Annotated in this window: 16 protein-coding genes and 1 pseudogene; 15 read left to right on the forward strand and 2 right to left on the reverse strand. The window is 61.0% G+C overall.

Annotated features, from left to right (window positions below; all coding sequences use genetic code 11):
* A pseudogene (locus tag AAAB16_RS23880) lies at nucleotides 1-350 on the reverse strand (hypothetical protein); the annotation flags it as partial.
* A 406-nt stretch (nucleotides 351-756) separates the two neighbouring features.
* On the opposite strand from AAAB16_RS23880, the gene coxB reads away from it, so the two are divergent.
* The 4 genes from coxB to AAAB16_RS23900 are packed head-to-tail and all read left to right on the forward strand — an operon-like array spanning nucleotide 757 to nucleotide 4994.
* Nucleotides 757-1881, forward strand: a complete 1125-nt coding sequence (coxB, locus tag AAAB16_RS23885; RefSeq protein WP_340665585.1) for a cytochrome c oxidase subunit II — start codon at nucleotides 757-759, stop codon at nucleotides 1879-1881.
* 10 nt (nucleotides 1882-1891) lie between these two features.
* The gene (gene ctaD / locus AAAB16_RS23890; RefSeq protein ID WP_340665586.1) at nucleotides 1892-3490 is read left to right on the forward strand and encodes a cytochrome c oxidase subunit I; all 1599 of its coding nucleotides are present in this window, start codon (nucleotides 1892-1894) and stop codon (nucleotides 3488-3490) included.
* Nucleotides 3491-3497: 7 nt separating this feature from the next.
* On the forward strand, nucleotides 3498-4043 hold the full coding sequence (locus AAAB16_RS23895; protein ID WP_110615496.1) for a cytochrome c oxidase assembly protein: 546 nt from the start codon (nucleotides 3498-3500) through the stop codon (nucleotides 4041-4043).
* 27 nt (nucleotides 4044-4070) lie between these two features.
* Nucleotides 4071-4994 (forward strand): cytochrome c oxidase subunit 3, encoded by a 924-nt coding sequence (locus AAAB16_RS23900; protein WP_340665587.1) that lies wholly within the window; start codon nucleotides 4071-4073, stop codon nucleotides 4992-4994.
* A 93-nt stretch (nucleotides 4995-5087) separates the two neighbouring features.
* Here the strand turns inward: AAAB16_RS23900 and AAAB16_RS23905 are convergent, their stop codons facing one another.
* Nucleotides 5088-5291: a twin transmembrane helix small protein gene (locus AAAB16_RS23905; protein WP_110615494.1), complete on the reverse strand. Its 204-nt coding sequence runs from the start codon at nucleotides 5289-5291 to the stop codon at nucleotides 5088-5090.
* Nucleotides 5292-5366: 75 nt separating this feature from the next.
* On the opposite strand from AAAB16_RS23905, the gene AAAB16_RS23910 reads away from it, so the two are divergent.
* The 11 genes from AAAB16_RS23910 to AAAB16_RS23960 all read left to right on the forward strand — a co-directional run.
* On the forward strand, nucleotides 5367-6095 hold the full coding sequence (locus AAAB16_RS23910; RefSeq protein WP_340665588.1) for an SURF1 family protein: 729 nt from the start codon (nucleotides 5367-5369) through the stop codon (nucleotides 6093-6095).
* Nucleotides 6092-6676 carry a hypothetical protein gene (locus AAAB16_RS23915; RefSeq protein ID WP_340665589.1) on the forward strand — a complete coding sequence of 195 codons (585 nt, stop codon included), beginning with the start codon at nucleotides 6092-6094 and terminating at the stop codon, nucleotides 6674-6676. Before AAAB16_RS23910 ends, AAAB16_RS23915 begins: the two co-directional genes overlap by 4 nt.
* Before the next feature lie 18 nt (nucleotides 6677-6694).
* On the forward strand, nucleotides 6695-7726 hold the full coding sequence (locus AAAB16_RS23920; protein WP_340665590.1) for a COX15/CtaA family protein: 1032 nt from the start codon (nucleotides 6695-6697) through the stop codon (nucleotides 7724-7726).
* Nucleotides 7727-7752: 26 nt separating this feature from the next.
* Complete coding sequence (gene cyoE / locus AAAB16_RS23925) at nucleotides 7753-8652, forward strand: heme o synthase (protein WP_340665591.1); 900 nt, start codon at nucleotides 7753-7755, stop codon at nucleotides 8650-8652.
* A gap of 99 nt (nucleotides 8653-8751) precedes the next feature.
* Complete coding sequence (locus AAAB16_RS23930; protein ID WP_340665592.1) at nucleotides 8752-9252, forward strand: RNA polymerase sigma factor; 501 nt, start codon at nucleotides 8752-8754, stop codon at nucleotides 9250-9252.
* An 87-nt stretch (nucleotides 9253-9339) separates the two neighbouring features.
* Nucleotides 9340-10305 carry a FecR family protein gene (locus tag AAAB16_RS23935; RefSeq protein ID WP_340665593.1) on the forward strand — a complete coding sequence of 322 codons (966 nt, stop codon included), beginning with the start codon at nucleotides 9340-9342 and terminating at the stop codon, nucleotides 10303-10305.
* 233 nt (nucleotides 10306-10538) lie between these two features.
* Nucleotides 10539-13139, forward strand: coding sequence for a TonB-dependent hemoglobin/transferrin/lactoferrin family receptor (locus AAAB16_RS23940; protein ID WP_340665597.1), 2601 nt, complete (start codon nucleotides 10539-10541; stop codon nucleotides 13137-13139).
* A 108-nt stretch (nucleotides 13140-13247) separates the two neighbouring features.
* On the forward strand, nucleotides 13248-13850 hold the full coding sequence (locus tag AAAB16_RS23945) for a heme acquisition protein HasA (RefSeq protein ID WP_340665594.1): 603 nt from the start codon (nucleotides 13248-13250) through the stop codon (nucleotides 13848-13850).
* A gap of 164 nt (nucleotides 13851-14014) precedes the next feature.
* Nucleotides 14015-15793, forward strand: coding sequence for a type I secretion system permease/ATPase (locus tag AAAB16_RS23950; protein WP_340665595.1), 1779 nt, complete (start codon nucleotides 14015-14017; stop codon nucleotides 15791-15793).
* 9 nt (nucleotides 15794-15802) lie between these two features.
* The gene (locus AAAB16_RS23955) at nucleotides 15803-17137 is read left to right on the forward strand and encodes an HlyD family type I secretion periplasmic adaptor subunit (RefSeq protein ID WP_340665598.1); all 1335 of its coding nucleotides are present in this window, start codon (nucleotides 15803-15805) and stop codon (nucleotides 17135-17137) included.
* The coding region (locus AAAB16_RS23960) for a TolC family outer membrane protein (protein ID WP_340665596.1) at nucleotides 17134-18097 on the forward strand (964 nt) is incomplete at its 3' end. The genes AAAB16_RS23955 and AAAB16_RS23960, both read left to right, overlap by 4 nt.

The raw sequence follows: 18097 nt of genomic DNA on the forward strand, positions 1-18097 counted from the left end.
AAGCGGTGCGCCAGGTAGGCTTCATCGAGCAGCCCGTCGAGGCCCTCGTGGCCGGCCATCAGCGCCGGTGGGTGAAGGAAGAATTCTTCGGCGACTTTCAGCACCGGTTTGATCTGATCTTCAATCCCCGCTTCACGCGCGACCTGATTGGCGGCGTCGAGAATGTCTGGCACCTGGTCGATGTAGGCGGCGACAAAACGGGTTAATGCCCCTTTTTCATCGCTGGCCGGCAGGCGAATGGCGCGGTGCAGGTCGGCGATTTTTCCTTCGAGCTGATTGGCCAAATGGGCGCTTTGGGCTTCGTGTTGGTGTGCGCGCTGAATCAGCTCGCGCAATGCGGCGGTTTTCATGACTGCTCCCGAACAAAGGACATGGCGTAAAGGGGTGGACCTGCTCAGAAATGAAACAGGTAGGAAAGACAGACACATTAGCTGGCACCCGTCCCATGCTAAGACGCGATTGTCATAATCCCTAAACTTTTATGACAGTCCCGTTATAACGCCAGCGTTACACCTTGTCGCAGGCCAGAAGAACCGGGGGCTTTAGCACAGGCCTTGGCCGGCCACAGGCTTTTTTGCCATGACATTGCGGGCGCAAAGTCCCTGGCTATACTCCGACTCGAAAGACATGACCTGATGAACCCGGACTGAGCCACGGCAAGGAATGGGTGCGCCAGCTAAGTCAGTTTTCTAGCAGACGCTCCCTTCGCCGCAGGCATAGCCGGCGGGATAACAAGAACGATAAGGGGAACCCGCAATGATGCGACATCCACATGCCTGGATGGGCCTCCTGCTGTGGTCGGTATTCAGTCCTGCGCATGCTGCCTGGACAGTGAATATGACCCAGGGGGCAACGGCGACCAGCAACGCCGTGTTCGACCTGCATATGACCATCTTCCTGATCTGCGCCGTCATCGGCATCGTGGTGTTTGGCGCGATGTTCTGGTCGATGCTGGTGCACCGGCGTTCCACCGGCCAGGTCGCTTCGCACTTTCATGAAAGCACCACGGTAGAGATTCTCTGGACCGTCGTGCCCTTTGTGATTCTGGTGGTGATGGCCATTCCGGCGACCAAGACGCTGATCAATATCTACGACAGCAGTGAGTCGGAACTGGATATCCAGATCACCGGCTACCAGTGGAAGTGGAACTACAAATACCTCGGTCAGGAGGTGGAGTTCTTCAGCAACCTGACCACCCCCCAAGAGCAAATTCATAACCAAGCGCCGAAAGACGAGCATTACCTGCTGGAGGTCGACCAGCCGTTGGTGATTCCCGCCGGCACCAAGGTGCGCTTCTTGATTACCGCCGCCGACGTTATCCACTCCTGGTGGGTGCCGGCCTTGGCGGTTAAACGCGATGCTATTCCAGGGTTCGTTAACGAAGCCTGGACCAAGGTGGAAAAGCCCGGCATCTACCGTGGCCAGTGCGCCGAACTGTGCGGCAAAGACCACGGCTTTATGCCGATTGTGGTCGAGGTGAAATCCAAAGAGGACTTCGCCAAGTGGCTGGACGAGCGCAAGCAGGAAGCGTTGGCCATGAAGGAGCTGACCAGCAAGGAGTGGACCCGCGAAGAGCTGGTTGAGCGCGGCGACAAGATTTACCACACCACCTGCGCCGCCTGTCACCAGGCTGAAGGCCAGGGCCTGCCGCCAATGTTCCCGGCACTCAAGGGCTCGAAGATTGCCACCGGGCCAAAAGAGGACCACCTGCATATCGTCTTCTTCGGTAAGCAAGGCACGGCCATGGCCGCGTTCGGCAAGCAACTGTCGGAGGTCGATATCGCCTCGGTAATCACCTACGAACGTAATGCATGGGGCAACAACGTCGGTGACATGGTCACCCCGAAAGACGTATTGGCCCTGAAACAGGCGAACAAATAGGAGACCCATCATGAGTGCAGTGATTGAGCCTGGCCATGCTGGGCACGCCGCCGACCACGGCCACCATGGCCCTGCCAAAGGCCTGATGCGTTGGGTGTTGACCACCAACCACAAAGACATCGGCACCATGTACCTGTGGTTCAGCTTTGCCATGTTTCTGATTGGCGGCTCGTTCGCCATGGTGATTCGCGCCGAGCTGTTCCAGCCGGGGCTGCAAATTGTCGAGCCGGCGTTCTTTAACCAGATGACCACCATGCATGGTTTGGTGATGGTGTTTGGTGCGGTGATGCCGGCCTTTGTCGGCCTGGCCAACTGGATGATTCCGCTGATGGTGGGGGCGCCGGATATGGCCCTGCCACGGATGAATAACTTTAGCTTCTGGTTGCTGCCAGCGGCCTTTGGCCTGTTGATCAGCACCCTGTTCACTGCCGGCGGCGGACCGAACTTTGGCTGGACCTTTTACGCACCGTTATCCACGACTTACGCGCCGGAAAGCGTGACGTTTTTTATCTTCGCCATTCACCTGATGGGCATCAGCTCGATCATGGGCGCGATCAATGTGATCGCCACCATCCTCAACCTGCGCGCCCCTGGCATGACCTTGATGAAGATGCCGCTGTTTGTCTGGACCTGGCTGATCACCGCGTTCTTGCTGATTGCGGTAATGCCGGTACTGGCGGGCTGCGTGACCATGATGCTGATGGATATCCACTTCGGCACCAGCTTTTTTAGTGCTGCCGGTGGCGGTGACCCGGTGCTGTTCCAGCATGTGTTCTGGTTCTTCGGCCACCCCGAGGTGTACATCATGATCTTGCCGGCCTTTGGCGCCGTTAGCTCGATCATTCCGGCGTTCTCGCGCAAGCCGCTGTTTGGCTACACGTCGATGGTGTACGCCACGGCCTCGATTGCTTTCTTGTCGTTTATCGTCTGGGCCCACCATATGTTTGTGGTGGGTATTCCGCTGGTGGGCGAGCTGTTCTTTATGTACGCCACCTTGCTGATCGCCGTACCGACCGGGGTGAAGGTGTTCAACTGGGTAACCACCATGTGGCAAGGCTCGCTGACGTTCGAGACGCCAATGTTGTTTGCCGTGGCCTTTGTGATTCTGTTCACCATCGGCGGCTTTTCCGGCTTGATGCTGGCCATCGCCCCAGCGGACTTCCAGTACCACGACACCTACTTTGTGGTGGCGCATTTCCACTACGTGCTGGTGCCCGGGGCGATCTTCGGTATCTTCGCCTCCGCGTATTACTGGCTGCCCAAGTGGACCGGGCATATGTACGACGAAACCCTCGGCAAGCTGCATTTCTGGCTGTCGTTTGTCGGCATGAATATGGCTTTTTTCCCCATGCACTTTGTTGGGCTGGCGGGCATGCCACGGCGTATTCCGGACTACAACCTGCAGTTCGCCGATTTCAATATGGTCTCCTCCATTGGCGCCTTTAGCTTTGGCGCTACCCAGTTCCTCTTTCTGTTTATCGTGATCAAGTGCATCCGCGGCGGCAAACCCGCGCCGGCCAAGCCTTGGGATGGTGCGGATGGGCTGGAGTGGACCATTCCTTCGCCAGCGCCGTACCACACCTTTACCACGCCACCGGAAATCAAGTGAGCCAGCCATGAGCGAAGGCATCGCCACCAAAAAACTGGTCTCCCGCCTGCTGTTGTTAGTGGTGGTGATGTTCGCCTTTGGTTTTGCCCTGGTGCCGATCTACGACGTGATGTGTAAAGCCTTTGGCATCAACGGCAAAACCGCCGGGCAGTATTCCGGCGAGCAACAACAGGTGGATGAAGCCCGGCAGGTGAAGGTGCAGTTTTTGGCCACCAATGCCGCCGACATGGTCTGGGATTTTCACCCGGTGGCGGCGGACCTGGTGGTGCACCCAGGGGCGGTCAACGAGATGACCTTTATTGCCCAGAACCCCACCGATAAACCGATGGCGGCGCAGGCGATACCCAGCATTGTGCCGTCGGAAGCGGCGGCCTATTTCCATAAAACCGCGTGCTTTTGTTTTAACCAGCAAGTGCTGCAACCCGGTGAACGCGTAGAAATGAAGGTGCGCTTCATCGTCGACCGTGATCTGCCCAAGGATGTCTACCACCTGACCCTCGGTTACACGCTGTTCGACATCACCGCTCGCCATGCGCCGATAGCGGCCAAGTAAGCGGTGTAAAACAAGGAGAACAATAAGATGGCGACGCACGACGAGGCCCTGCCAAAGAGCCCCAACTCCGACTACGAGCACTACTACGTTCCGGCGCAAAGCAAGTGGCCGATCATTGCCACCATCGGCATGCTCACCACCATGTACGGCCTGGGCACCTGGTTTAACGACCTGAAAGCGGCGCGGCCGGAATCCCACGGCCCACTGATTTTCGCCATCGGCGGGCTGATGGTCGCTTACATGCTGTTTGGCTGGTTTAGCGCGGTGATCAAAGAAAGCCGCCAGGGCCTGTACAGCTCGCAAATGGACCGCTCGTTCCGCTGGGGCATGAGCTGGTTTATTTTTTCCGAGGTAATGTTTTTTATCGCCTTCTTTGGCGCGCTGTTTTACGTGCGCACCTGGGCTGGCCCCTGGTTGGGCGGTGAGGGCGCCAAGGGTGTAGCGCATATGCTCTGGCCGAATTTTGAATACACCTGGCCGCTGCTAAATAGCCCCGATCCAAAACTGTTTCCGGCGCCCAAAGACGTTATCGACCCCTGGCACTTGCCGCTGATCAACACCATTTTGCTGGTCAGCTCCAGTGTCACCGTGACCCTTGCACACCACGCCCTACGCCATGGCAAACGCGGCGCGCTGAAGGCGTGGCTGGGGCTGACCATTCTCTTGGGCTTGAGCTTTCTCACCTTGCAGGCCGTGGAGTATGTAGAGGCCTATCACGAGCTGGGGCTGACCCTGGGCTCGGGCATCTATGGCGCCACGTTCTTTATGCTCACCGGCTTTCACGGCGCCCACGTCACCATTGGCACGCTGATTTTGGCGGTGATGCTGATCCGCATCCTGCGTGGCCATTTCGATGAAAAACAACACTTCGGTTTCGAGGCGGCCAGTTGGTATTGGCACTTTGTCGATGTGGTGTGGGTGGGCTTATTTATCTTCGTGTACGTGCTGTAAACGCCGGGCTCGTAGGGTGTGCTGTGCGCACCAAGCGATCGTTTTTGCGACCGCAATGGTGCGCACAGCACACAAACGTGATTGTTCGGCCTGTTACCAGGTGGCGTGGCTAACCAGCTGGCCGCTGTAAAAGCCCCAGGTCACCAGGGCCAACGTCAGCGCCGCAAGGACCACGCGAATGGTCAAGGCGCTGATCAATCGCGATGAGTTGCCTTGGTCTTTGACCAGAAAGAACAAGCCGCTGAACAGGCTGACAACAGTGGCCAACAGCATAAACACGATGGCTGCTTTGAGCATGGTGTGAGACTCGCCAATGGGAAGGGGAATGCCGTGGAGTATAGCCAGTCACCTGCCAGTGTTCGGGAGCGCCCGTTGAGGCGCTTTCGCCCTGGTTGGCTGCCCAGTCTGGTGGTCGCGGCACTGCTGCCAGTGCTGGTGCTGCTGGGTTTCTGGCAACTGGCGCGGGCGGAAGAAAAACGCCAGTTGTTGGCCAGTTATGAGGCACGGCGCACTGCCGAACCCATGGGCATTCTTGAGCTGGAAAACACTAAAGATGCGGCCTATCGCCGGGTACACCTGAGCGGCCATTTTGACCAGCAACACAGCGTGCTGCTCGACAACCGCACGCGTGACGGCAAGGCCGGCGTCGAGTTACTGCAACCCTTCTACGACCAGGCCAGCGACCTGTGGCTGTTGGTCAACCGAGGCTGGCTACCGTGGCCGGATCGGCGTAACGCGGCGCAATTCAGCACCCCGCCAGCAATGCAGAATCTGGATGCCTGGGTCTATGTGCCCCCGGGCGAAACCTTTCAATTGCAAGCCGATGCGCCTAGCAATCAGTGGCCGCTGTTGGTTAACGCCGTGCATCCGCAAGTGCTCTGGCAACAGCTGGGGCGCGCTGGGCTGGCCTATGAAGTACGTCTGCAACCCAGCGCGGCCGCGTACCAGGCCGACTGGCCAATCGTTGCCATGGGCCCCGAGCGCCACCAGGCCTATGCCGTGCAATGGTTTGCCCTGGCGGCGGCGCTGCTGGGCTTATTTATCTACCTCGGTTTTCACGCGGCCCCTGCGCGTGAGCCTCGCTTAGGAGAGCAACCATGAGTTCATCGAGCCTGCCCATGCCGCAGAGCGCGCCGCGCCGCCAAGGGCGCTTGCAGCTGATTTTGCTGCTGGCGCTGACCATCGGCCCGATGGTGTTGGCCACCTGCATGTACCAGTTCCGCTTCTGGGTGCCGGAAGGGCGCAACTACAGCGGCGAGCTGATCGGCAACGGGCAAAGCCGCACGGACCTGGGCGTGCAGGGCGACAACGTCGACACCTGGCAAATTCTGGTGACCGCTCCCGCCGCCTGCGCCGATGACTGCAAGCAGCTGGTGTACCTGGCCCGGCAAATTCAGATCGGCCTGGGCCGCGAGGCCTCGCGCGCCACCCACGGTTTGGCCACCGCGCAGCCGGTGAGTGAGGACTACAACACCGAACTGGCCCGCGACTATCCGCGCCTGGGCCGCTATGGCCTCGACACCCAGGCTTACAACAAGGCTGCGCCCAGCACTGGTGCCGAGCCGCAGCTATGGCTGGTCGACCCCCACGGCAATCTGGTGCTGCGTTACAGCGCCAAAACCAAGGGCAAGGCCATTCTCAATGACCTGCGCCTGTTGCTGAAACTGTCGAATATCGGCTGATCACCAAGGGAACTGACGATGGCCAAACCCGGATATCGCCTCGCGTTGTTAGCCACGGTTCTGGCAATAGTGGTCGTACTGCTGGGCGCCTACACCCGCCTGACCCACGCCGGCCTCGGCTGCCCCGACTGGCCAGGTTGCTATGGCTTTATCAGCGTGCCGGCCAGCGAGGCGCAACTGGCCCACGCCGAAGCGAATTTCCCCCACGCGCCGGTGGAAGCGCACAAGGGCTGGAACGAGATGATTCACCGCTATTTCGCCGGCAGCCTGGGGCTGTTGATTGTGGCGCTGGCGGCGATTGCCGTGCGTCGTCGCGCTGAGCCGGGGCAGCCGTTGAAACTGCCGTTGCTGTTGCTGGGTGTGGTAATTGCGCAGGCGGCGTTTGGTATGTGGACGGTCACGCTCAAGCTGTGGCCGCAGGTGGTCACGGCGCATTTGCTCGGCGGCTTTACGACCTTGGCGCTGCTGTTTCTGCTGACGCTGCGCTTGTCGGGCCGGCTGCCGAGTTTGCCCGCCGTGCCTGCCCCGCTGCGGCGGCTGGCGGCCGTGGGGCTGCTGGTGGTGATTGGGCAGATCGCACTGGGCGGCTGGGTCAGCTCCAACTATGCGGCGGTGGCCTGTATCGACTTGCCCACCTGCCACGGGCAGTGGTGGCCAGAGATGGACTTCGCCAACGGCTTTCACCTAAGCCAACACATCGGCCCCAACTACCTCGGCGGCCAGCTCGACAGCGATGCGCGCACCGCCATTCATTTCACCCACCGTCTTGGCGCCATGCTCGTCACGCTGGTGGTGCTGGCCCTGGCCTGGCAACTGCGGCGTGGCGGCCACGGGCGTTTGGCGGGCTTGCTGGTGCTGGCCTTGGCGGCGCAGATCAGCCTGGGCGTAAGCAATGTGGTGCTGCACCTGCCGCTGGCCGTGGCCGTCGCCCATAACGCCGGTGGCGCGCTGTTGTTGCTGAGCCTGGTACTGGTCAATTACCGCTTGCGCGTGAGTGCGGGCGTTGCCACTGAACCTGCGAACAATTGGGTCCGCCAGTCGGCGACCTGAATCCATAACAAGAAAGGAGAGATGCCATGGCTACTCTACTCAGCGAACGTCACAGCAGAGCGCTTTGGCGCGACTACCTGGAGCTGACCAAGCCCAAGGTGGTGGTGCTGATGCTCATCACCTCGTTGGTCGGCATGTTTCTCGCCACCCGCGCCGGAGTGCCGTGGACGGTGTTGGTCTTTGGCAACCTGGGCATTGCCCTGTGTGCTGGCGGCGCGGCGGCGGTCAACCATGTGGTGGACCGGCGTATCGATGCGCTGATGGCGCGTACCCATAAGCGGCCGTTGGCAGAAGGGCGGGTATCGCCGGTGGCGGCACTGACCTTTGCCATGGCGCTCTCGGTGTCTGGCTTGGTGGTGCTGCTGGCCTTTACCAACGAGCTCACCGCCTGGCTGACCCTCGCCTCATTGCTCGGTTATGCGGTGCTCTATACCGGCTTTCTCAAGCGCGCCACGCCGCAAAATATCGTAATCGGCGGCCTGGCCGGCGCTGCGCCGCCGCTACTCGGTTGGGTGGCCGTTACCGGTCATATGAGCGCCGAGCCGCTGCTGCTGGTGCTGATTATTTTCGCCTGGACGCCACCGCACTTCTGGGCCCTGGCCATTCACCGCAAAGAGGAATACGCCAAAGCCGATATCCCCATGCTGCCGGTCACCCACGGCGAGCACTACACCAAGGTGCATATCGTGCTTTACACCCTGGTGCTGCTGGCGGTCAGCCTGATGCCGTATGTCATCCATATGAGCGGCTTGCTGTACCTGGTCTGCGCCGTGGCATTGGGCGCGCGCTTTCTGCAATGGAGCTGGGTGCTGTACCACGACAGCAAACCCCATGCGGCCATCAACACCTTCAAATACAGCATCTACTACCTGTTCTTGTTGTTTATCGCGCTGTTGGTGGATCACTACTTTTTGCTCGCGCAATAACCATAAGGGGGTTAGTTAACAACTGATCGCAATTGCAACAGGTTCTCTTCTTGTCTAGCATGGCGCCCCTATTTCCTGGTATTGGATGTTGGAGTGCGCGTGGCCGAGACCGACCTCAAAGGCCTGTTCCTTAAGCACGCGCGTACGTTGCAGGGCCTGCTCACGCGTAAAGTCCGCGACCCGCAATTGGCCGCGGACTTAGTGCAGGAAAGCTTCCTACGCCTGGCCGAGCAGCAGGGCAAGGAGGCCATCGACAACTCCCAGGCCTACCTCTACCGCACCGCGCATAACCTGTTGGTCGACCATATTCGCCAGCAACAACGGCGCCGCACTGACAGCCAGCCCCACGAAGCCCTGGCCCATATCGAAGACGAACGCCCAGCGCTGGACGACGCCCTGGATGCCGAACAACGCCTGCAACTGTTACGCGCCGCCATGGCCGAATTGCCCGCGCGTACCCAGCAAATTTTCCAGCTCAACCGTATTCAGGGCCTGACCCATAGCGAAGTGGCGCGCCAGCTGGACATCTCTGACAGTTCCGTGCAAAAGCACCTGGCCAAGGCGCTGGCGTATATCACTGAGCGGTTGCAGCAGCGTTGATGGATAAACGGTTTACTGACTTTTTATGGCTCAGACGTCTGCATACCTATAACGACAAATTCGAACGCAGAAATTCGAGAGAACAACGTGATTAGCCACAACACGCGAGAGCAGCAGATTCGCCAGGAGGCTGCCGACTGGGCGGTGCGCCTGGACGCGCGCGAATCAAGCGGCGCCCGGGACGATGAATTGCAGCACTGGCTCGCCCAAGACCCGGCCCACGGCGCCGCGCTGGACTACGCCCGTGCCACGTGGAGCCTGCTCGCTGAGCTGGGCCAGCAAGCCGCCGCGCACAATCAGCCGATTGCCTTGCCGGTGCGTAAACCTGTGCCCATTACCCGCTGGATAGGCAGTGCTGCGGCCAGCGTCTTGCTGCTGCTCGGCCTGCAGCAGGGCGCACCGTTGCTCACCCCCATGCTCGCCGACCACGCTACCGGCAAAGGTGAAATCCGCAGCATTACCTTGCCCGACGGCAGCGTCGCTCAGCTCGACGCCAAGAGCGCCATCGACCTGCATTACACCGACAAGGAGCGGCGTATCCGCCTGCTCAGCGGCGACGCCAGCTTTGACGTGGCGCCCATCGGCGGCAATGAACAGCGGCCGTTTATCGTCGAAAGCGCTGGCGGCAGTAGCCGCGCCTTGGGCACCAAGTTTGTTGTCAGTCAGGACGACAAAGGCGCCTGGATGGGTGTGCTTGAGCACAGCGTCGAACTCAGTCTGCAAAACCCGGCGCGCAATCAGGTTCTACAAGAAGGCCAAGCCGCTCATTACAGCCAGGAAAACGGCATCGAAACGCTGCCAGGTTTCGACGTGGCGCGCGCCAGCAGTTGGCAGCGTGGGGTGTTGGTGTTCGACCGCGTGCCACTGGCGCAAGTGGCCGAGCGCTTGAACCGTTATCGGCCCGGTTGGCTGATGATCAGCGACAAAAACCTGGCCCAGCGCGAAGTCAGCGGTGTGTTTCGCTTGGACAGCCTCGACGATGCCCTGGCCACCGTCGCCAGCGAGTTGCACGCCAGCCGTATCGATCTGCCAGGTATGACCTTGCTGTACTAAAACCAGGCCAAATCTGCGTGCTAGACGGCGGCCTATCGAGCCGCCGTTTTTATTTTCGGGTTTTTTTCATAAATCGCTTACTGACTTTTCCTTGCTCGCTCGTCTGCTTTGTTGAGATTCATTTTCATTAGCCGACAACAACAAGCCGACCTGAGCGAGCCGTAAACGTGAAAAACAAAGCACAGATTTCCCAGCCACTACGCCGTGTTTTGCACGCGGGTTTTGCCGGTTGGGTGTTGCTGATGGGCGCAGTCGTTAATGCGCAAGCGGCCGCTGCGCAGGCTGCCAATCAAGCCGCACTGATCACTTTCGACATCCCCGCCCAACCGTTGGGCAGTGCGGTGCTGGCCTATGCCGAGCAAGCCGGTGTCCAGGTGTTTTTCGACAGCAGCAAGCTGGCAGGGCTGCAGGCGCAAACACTGCAAGGCGCTTATAGCGTGCAGGACGGCTTGGCCATGCTGCTGCGCGGCATGCCGGTTAACTACCGCTTTACCGGCGCGCGCCAAGTCAGCCTGGAGCGCCAGTTTGACGTGGGCAGCGCTCTGGAGCTGGGTTCCACCACCATCAATGGCCAGCGTTTGCAGGAGGCCTGGGTGTATGAGTCGCCGCGTTCGGTCAGCGTTATCAGCCAGGAGCAGATCAACCGCAACCCGCCCCGGCATGCCGCCGATATGCTTGAGCAAACCTCTGGCGTGTACACCGCCGTGAGTCAGCAAGACCCCGGTCTGTCGGTGAATATTCGCGGCGTGCAGGACTACGGCCGGGTCAATATGAACATCGACGGCATGCGCCAGAACTTCCAGCAAAGCGGCCATCAGCAGCGCAACGGCACGATGTATATCGACCCCGAACTGCTCAGCGGCGTTACGGTGGAGAAGGGCGCCACCTCGGGCATGGGCGGTGCCGGGGTGATTGGTGGCGTGGCCGAATTCAGCACCCTGAACGCCCGCGACTTTATCCACGAAGGCAAAGAGTTTGGCGGCCGCATTCGTGCCACCACGGGCCTGGGTGGTTACGCCAATGGCACCGACTTTATCGGTAGCAGCGCCTTTGCTCTGGGCAATGAAATTGGCGACATTCTGGTCGCTGCCAGTGAACGGCATCTGGGCGATTATGACCCCGGTACAAACGGCGAAATTGGCGAGCTGCGTACCGGCTCCGGCTATAACCCAGGCATTGAAGAGCGGGTAAAAAACACCACCGTGGCCTACTCAGGCTCCGTGATGAAATCGCGCCTGGCCAAGTTTGGCCTCAATCTGCCGCACGACCAGCGCGTGCAGTTCAGCTACCTGCGCACCCACGTCAGCTACGACGATGCCAGCATCATGGACGTCGCCAATGACAACCTGTGGAACAAAAATGGCAGCAGCGATGTGCTGTCGCAGAACTATGCCATCGACTACAGCTACAGCCCGGACAACCCACTGCTCGACCTCAAGGCCAAGTTTTACTACGTCGACAACCGCAACGAGCAGACCGCACTGCCTACCCGAACTGCGGCCGGTTACCAGGTGACCTACCAGACCAAAACCTACGGCGCGCAGTTACAAAACACCTCCACCTTCGTCCTCGGCGATAGCAGCAACCTCAAGGCCAACTACGGCCTGGAATATTTTCTCGACAAAGTCCGGCCCGACTCCAACCAGGCCGTGGCCGCCACCTCGGCTGTGGACTTTCCAGCCTCCGAAGGCCTGACTCCCAAGGGCGAACGCGCCATGGGCAGCCTGTTTACCAACCTTGAATTCGACTACGACGGTTGGCTGACCCTAAGCGCTGGCCTGCGTTACGACCGCTATCGTCTACAGGGCGAAACCGGCTTGAGCTACACCCTGTATCGCCTCAATACCACCGGTAACCCTACTTACAGCGTGCCGTTGAATTACGACGTTGATCGCCAAGAAGGCCAGTTTTCGCCGACCTTTGGCATCGCGATAAAGCCTGGCGTGGACTGGCTGCAACTGTTCGCCAGCTACGGCGAAGGTTGGCGTCCGCCGGCGGTAACCGAAACCCTGGTCTCCGGCCGGCCCCATAGCGGCGGCACCGAAAGCCTGTACCCCAACCCGTTTCTGAAACCGGAAAGCTCGCAGTCGTGGGAGGTGGGTTTCAACATCCTCAAGGAAAACCTGCTGGCCGACGGCGACGCATTAGGCGCCAAGGTCTCGTATTTCGACACCCGCATCGACGACTTCGTATTTTTGGGTATCGGCCTGCAGCGTCCTGGCGTAGGCATTTCCAGCCTGGGCACCACGGCCTACGTCAATGACCAGAGCAGCACGCGTTTTCGCGGCGTGGAATACCAACTCGACTACGACATGGGCGCCTACTACAGCAACTTCACCTACACCCACATGATTGGCGATAACGAGTACTGCAAAAAACAAGCATGGCTGGGTGGCGCGCTCACGGCGGTTAACGGCACCGGTCGGCGTCCGCCGGTTATTGGCTACGTGCCGAACGAGGCCGCCAATGCCGCAGTCAAGTGCGGTGGAATCATGGGCTCCGCAGAACATATGCCCATGGACCGCGGCAGCCTGACCCTTGGCACCCGCTTGCTCAACCAAACCCTGGATATCGGCGTCCGTGCTCGTTACAGCGAAGGTTATGCGCTGGATGCCAGCGACGCCGCCGCTGCCGATCAGGTGTACCCGGCCGACTGGAAGACCTACACCGTTTACGACCTGTACGGCAGCTACAAAGCCACCGACGCCCTGACCCTGCGCCTGGCCCTGGATAACTTCACAGATCGCGCCTACCTGGTGCCGCTGGGCGATGTACTGGCCTTCACCCTCGGCCGTGGCCGCACCTTGCAGGGCACTGTGGAATACACCTTTTAACCCCAACCGGAATTTGCCCATGGAGGGCAAAGCCGCTGTGCAGCGGGCTGTAGCACGGCGGAACGATGTGAAACATCCACAACGTAAAACCTCAATTGGAGAAATTGCATGAGCCTTTCCATTACTTACGACACCACCTACGCCAGCTGGACCATCGCCGACTACCTGGCCGACTGGGCCGGTTACTTCGGTGATGCCGACCACCGTATCGGTGAAGTTGAAGATGGCGTGAACACCGGTGGTTTCTACCCAGGTTCCCTGAGCGGCACCCAGTACGCCCTCAGCAGCCCGAACAGCGACGCCGGCTTTATCGCCGGTGGCAGCCTGACCTACTCGCTGTTCTCGCCACCTGCCCACACCGTATACGGCAGCCTGGACAGCATCTCCTTGGGCACTGACGTGGCGGAAAACACCTCCGGCTTCTACTTCGCCCCAGGTGATCAGGAAGTCAGCTTCAACGGTCTGGGTCTGTCCAGCGCCCTGAGCGAAGGCCACGACGGCGTGGTGCACGAAGTTATCTACGGCCTGATGAGCGGCGACGCCACCGCCCTGGATTCGGCGCTGGACACCATCCTGGCTGCCTATGGCGTCGACACCGACGACACCTTCGACGTTGTTGCTGCCGCGCTGGCTGCCGGCCCGTTGAGCGTTTCGCCAGCGGAGGCAGTGGGTGTGCAAGCGCCCGCCGAAGACTTCGCCCTGGCGGCCTGATCAGCAACAGGCAGGCAAAAAAAAGCGAATGGAAGATCACTCCTCCATTCGCCTTTTGGTATCACCCCCAACCCCTGTCTTTTGCGGGGCCTGGGTTGGGGTTCCGAATTCTGTGGCTGCGCGTGGCAGGCGTCAACGCCGGCGTGGCCGCCTTGGGGTAAAGCATGTCGTCATCCAATTCTGCGGCGCCGAATGAAGTGCTGCACGCGCTGTTCGCCTACCGCGCCGGCTTTGCCAACATCGGCTTGTTCACGGCAGTGATCAACCTGCTGATGTTGGCGCCGGCGCTGTATATGTTGCAGGTATACGACCGCGTGCTGGCCTCCGGCAACGAGATGACCCTGCTTATGCTCAGCCTGATGGTGGTGGGCCTGTTTGTGTTTATGGGGGTGCTGGAGTGGGTGCGCAGCCTAGTGGTGATTCGCCTCGGTGCGCAGATGGATATGCGCCTGAATGCGCGGGTGTTTGCCGCCAGCTTCGAGGCCGGTTTATTGACCGGTAAAGGCAACGCCGGCCAAGCCTTGAGCGACCTCACCAGCCTGCGCCAATTCGCCACCGGCAATGCGTTGTTCGCGTTTTTTGATGCGCCGTGGTTTCCCCTCTACCTGGCGGTGATTTTTCTCTTCAGCCCCTGGTTGGGCTTGCTCGCGGTGGTCGGTGCGTTGCTGCTGATGGGCTTGGCTTGGCTTAACGAGCGCCTGACCCGCGCGCCATTGGCCGAGGCCGGGCAGCTGTCGATGGCCGCTACCCAGCAGGCCGCCGCCAACCTGCGCAATGCCGAGGTGATCGAGGCCATGGGCATGCTCGATGCGGTGCGCAACCGCTGGCTCGCGCAACACCAAGGCTTTCTCGCGCGGCAGAACCTGGCCAGCGAGCGCATGGCGGTGGTCAGCGCCTGGTCCAAGGGCGTGCGGATGACTCTGCAATCACTGGTGCTCGGCCTTGGCGCCTGGCTGGCGTTGGAGCAGTTGATTACGCCGGGCATGATGATCGCCGGTTCCATTCTGATGGCGCGGGTGCTGGCACCCATCGACCAGGTCATTGCTGTGTGGCGCCAATGGGCCTCAGCGCGCCAGGCCTATGAACGCTTGCTCGCCCTGTTGCAGGCGCAGCCGGCACGCCTGCCAGGTATGCCATTGCCGACACCCAAGGGCGCGTTAAGCGTTGAACAGCTCAGCGCCTTCGCGCCGGGCACACGCCGTCAGTGCTTAAGCAATGTCGGGTTTGCCTTGGCGGCCGGGCAGTCGTTGGGGGTGATTGGTGCTTCGGGTTCGGGCAAGTCGTCGCTGGCGCGTTTGCTGGTGGGCGCGGCACTGCCGGCGGCTGGCAAGGTGCGTTTGGACGGTGCTGATTTGCAGCAGTGGGACAAAGTCCAACTCGGCCCGCATATCGGCTACCTGCCGCAAGACGTACAGCTGTTCGCCGGCAGCATCGCGCAAAACATCGCGCGCTTTAGCGCCGTGGATGCCGAGCGGGTGGTCGAGGCCGCGCGGCATGCCGGCGTGCATGAGCTGATCCTGAAATTGCCTAACGGCTACGACACTGCATTGGGCGAGGGCGGCGCCGGGCTTTCCGGCGGGCAGCGTCAACGCATCGGTTTGGCCCGCGCCCTGTATGCCTTGCCAGCGCTGGTGGTGCTTGATGAGCCGAACTCCAACCTCGACGAGGACGGCGAGCGCGCCTTGCTCGCCGCCATCTCCGCGTTGAAAAAACACGGCAGCACCGTAGTGCTGATCACCCATAAATCCAGCCTGCTGGCCGGCGTCGACAACCTGTTGGTACTGCGTGCCGGGCAAATGCAGGCGTTTGGCCCCACTGCGCGGGTCACCCAGGAATTGCAGCGCGTTGCTGCGCCCGCGCCACGGGTGGAAACGCCAAGGCCGGCCACTGTGGTGGCCCCCAGTTTCAGCACCCACTACCGCTTGGATGCATCCAAGCCCTGACCCTTGAGGATCGCTGTGAATTCCCTTGCTGAAGAGAGTCGCCCGCTGGCGCCGGTGGTGCAGTTGGACGAGCGCCGCTTTGCCCGGCTGGGCCGTTGGCTGGTGCTGCTCGGTTTTGGTGGTTTTGTCCTGTGGGCCGCGTTGGCACCGTTGGATAAAGGCGTACCGGTAGCGGGCAATGTGGTGGTCGCCGGCAGCCGTCAAGTGGTGCAGCACCAACTGGGCGGGGTGATTGAGCGCATTCTGGTGCGCGATGGCGATGCCGTCAGCGCCGGCCAAGTGCTGGTGCAGATGGACGCCACGCAAACCCGCGCCCAGCGCGAGTCCCTCTATGCGCAATACATCAACGCCCGCGCCAGCGAAGCGCGCTTGAGTGCCGAGTGTGACGGGCAAACCACCCTCCAATTTGCCAGCGATCTCGTTGCCGCCGAGAGCGATCCTTGGGTCGCCAGCGCCTTGCAGCTGCAGCGGCAATTGCTCAGCAGCCGCCGCGACGCGCTGCGTATGGAGGTCGATGGCCTCAAGGAAAATATCGCCGGAGCCCAAGCCATGCTGCAGGGCGTGCGCGACTCCATGGCGCATAAAGAAGAGCAGCGCGCCGCGCTCGCTGAGCAACTCAAAGGCCAGCGCGAACTGACGCGCGAAGGCTATCTGTCGCGCAACCGCCTGCTGGAAAGCGAGCGCCTGTATGCGCAACTCAACGGCGCCATCGCTGAAGACCTCGGCAACCTCGGCCGCACCCAGCGCCAGGTGCTGGAAACCACGTTGCGCATCGGCCAACGGCAAGAGGAGTACCAGCGCGACCTGCGTCAGCAACTGGGCGACACCCAACTCAAAGCCCAAGACCTGGCCAGCCGACTGCGCGCCGCTGACTTTGAACTGGCCAATACCCAGGTCCGTGCACCAGCCAGCGGCACGGTGGTCGGTTTAAGCGTATTTACCCCAGGTGGGGTGATCAGCCCTGGCGCGCAACTGATGGAAATCGTACCCAAGGATGCGCCGCTGCTGGTCGATGCGCGGGCGCCGGTGGAGCTGGTGGATAAGCTGCACCCGGGCCTGGAGGTGGAGTTGCTGTTTGTCGCCTTCAACCAAAGCAAAACCCCACGCGTGGCCGGCAACGTGACCTTGGTGTCGGCCGATCGCCTGGAAGACGAAAAGACCGGCGAGCCCTACTACAAAGTGCGCGCCCAGGTCAGCGAGGCCGGTATGCAGCAATTGGCCGGCGTGGAAATTCGTCCGGGTATGCCGGTGCAGGCATTTGTCCGTACCGGCGAGCGTTCGCTGCTGAGCTACCTGTTCAAGCCCCTGCTCGACCGCACCCATATGGCGTTGGCCGAAGAATGAATAGCCGTTTGCTTGCCCTCGCCCTGGTGCTCGTCAGCCCGCTCGCCCATGCCCTGGCTTTGCAAGACGCCTACGCCCTGGCGCTGCGTAATGACCCGACCTTCCACGCTGCCATCAAAGAACGCGAAGCCGGCCGCGAAAACCTCGCCATTGGCCGCGCTGCGCTGCTGCCCAAAGTGTCGTACAGCTACAACAACGCGCGGAATGAGTCGCAGGTGACCGCGCAAACCGCAGCCGGCGCTGTCACCAACAACCGCGACTACCGCAGCTATTCCTCCAGCCTCACCCTGCAGCAACCGTTGTTCGACTACGGCGCCTGGGCCAGCTACCGCGAAGGCGAAGCCAAGGCGCTGTTGGCCGATGAGCGCTTTCGCGGCAAGGGCCAGGAGTTGCTGGTGCGCTTGTTTCAGGCCTACAGCGAAGCTTTGCTGGCTGGTGAGCAAATCAGCCTGGCCCAAGCCCAACGGCATGCCTACGCCGAGCGCCTGCAACTCAACCGCCGGTTGTTCGATGAGGGCGAGGGCACGCGCACCGATATGCTGGAAACCCAAGCCCGCCATGACCTGGCCCTGGCCAGTGAAATTGACGCGCGCGACGCCCTCGATGCCGCGCTGCGCGAACTGCAGGCCATCGTTGGTGAGCCGCTGGCGCTGCAAGACTTGGCGCCGCTGCAAGAGGGGTTTGCCGTGCGGCCGCTGCAGCCGGCGCGTTTCGACGCCTGGCGGGACCTGGCCCTCAGCGCCAACGCCGAACTGGCTGCGCAGCGCCACGCGTTATCGGTGGCCGAGCAGCAGCGCGAACAACGCCGCGCCAGCCACCTGCCGACCTTGAGCCTGTACGCCAGCTCACGGCTGACCAACTCCGACTCGGAAAGCAGCTACAACCAGAAATACGACACCGACAGCATCGGCATTCAAGTCAGCCTGCCGCTGTTTGCCGGTGGCGGCGCGGCTGCCGCCA

It is taken from the genome of Pseudomonas sp. (genome assembly GCF_037994325.1).
In the GTDB taxonomy this organism is placed as follows: Bacteria; Pseudomonadota; Gammaproteobacteria; order Pseudomonadales; family Pseudomonadaceae; genus Aquipseudomonas.

Bases quoted from the DNA above. Each gene is read 5' to 3' on its own strand.
- AAAB16_RS23900 (WP_340665587.1), top strand. From the start codon at position 4,071: ATGGCGACGCACGACGAGGCCCTGCCAAAGAGCCCCAACTCCGACTAC.
- AAAB16_RS23920 (WP_340665590.1), top strand. From the start codon at position 6,695: ATGGCCAAACCCGGATATCGCCTCGCGTTGTTAGCCACGGTTCTGGCA.
- AAAB16_RS23905 (WP_110615494.1), bottom strand. From the start codon at position 5,291: ATGCTCAAAGCAGCCATCGTGTTTATGCTGTTGGCCACTGTTGTCAGC.
- coxB (WP_340665585.1), top strand. From the start codon at position 757: ATGATGCGACATCCACATGCCTGGATGGGCCTCCTGCTGTGGTCGGTA.
- ctaD (WP_340665586.1), top strand. From the start codon at position 1,892: ATGAGTGCAGTGATTGAGCCTGGCCATGCTGGGCACGCCGCCGACCAC.
- AAAB16_RS23950 (WP_340665595.1), top strand. From the start codon at position 14,015: ATGTCGTCATCCAATTCTGCGGCGCCGAATGAAGTGCTGCACGCGCTG.
- AAAB16_RS23915 (WP_340665589.1), top strand. From the start codon at position 6,092: ATGAGTTCATCGAGCCTGCCCATGCCGCAGAGCGCGCCGCGCCGCCAA.
- AAAB16_RS23945 (WP_340665594.1), top strand. From the start codon at position 13,248: ATGAGCCTTTCCATTACTTACGACACCACCTACGCCAGCTGGACCATC.
- cyoE (WP_340665591.1), top strand. From the start codon at position 7,753: ATGGCTACTCTACTCAGCGAACGTCACAGCAGAGCGCTTTGGCGCGAC.
- AAAB16_RS23895 (WP_110615496.1), top strand. From the start codon at position 3,498: ATGAGCGAAGGCATCGCCACCAAAAAACTGGTCTCCCGCCTGCTGTTG.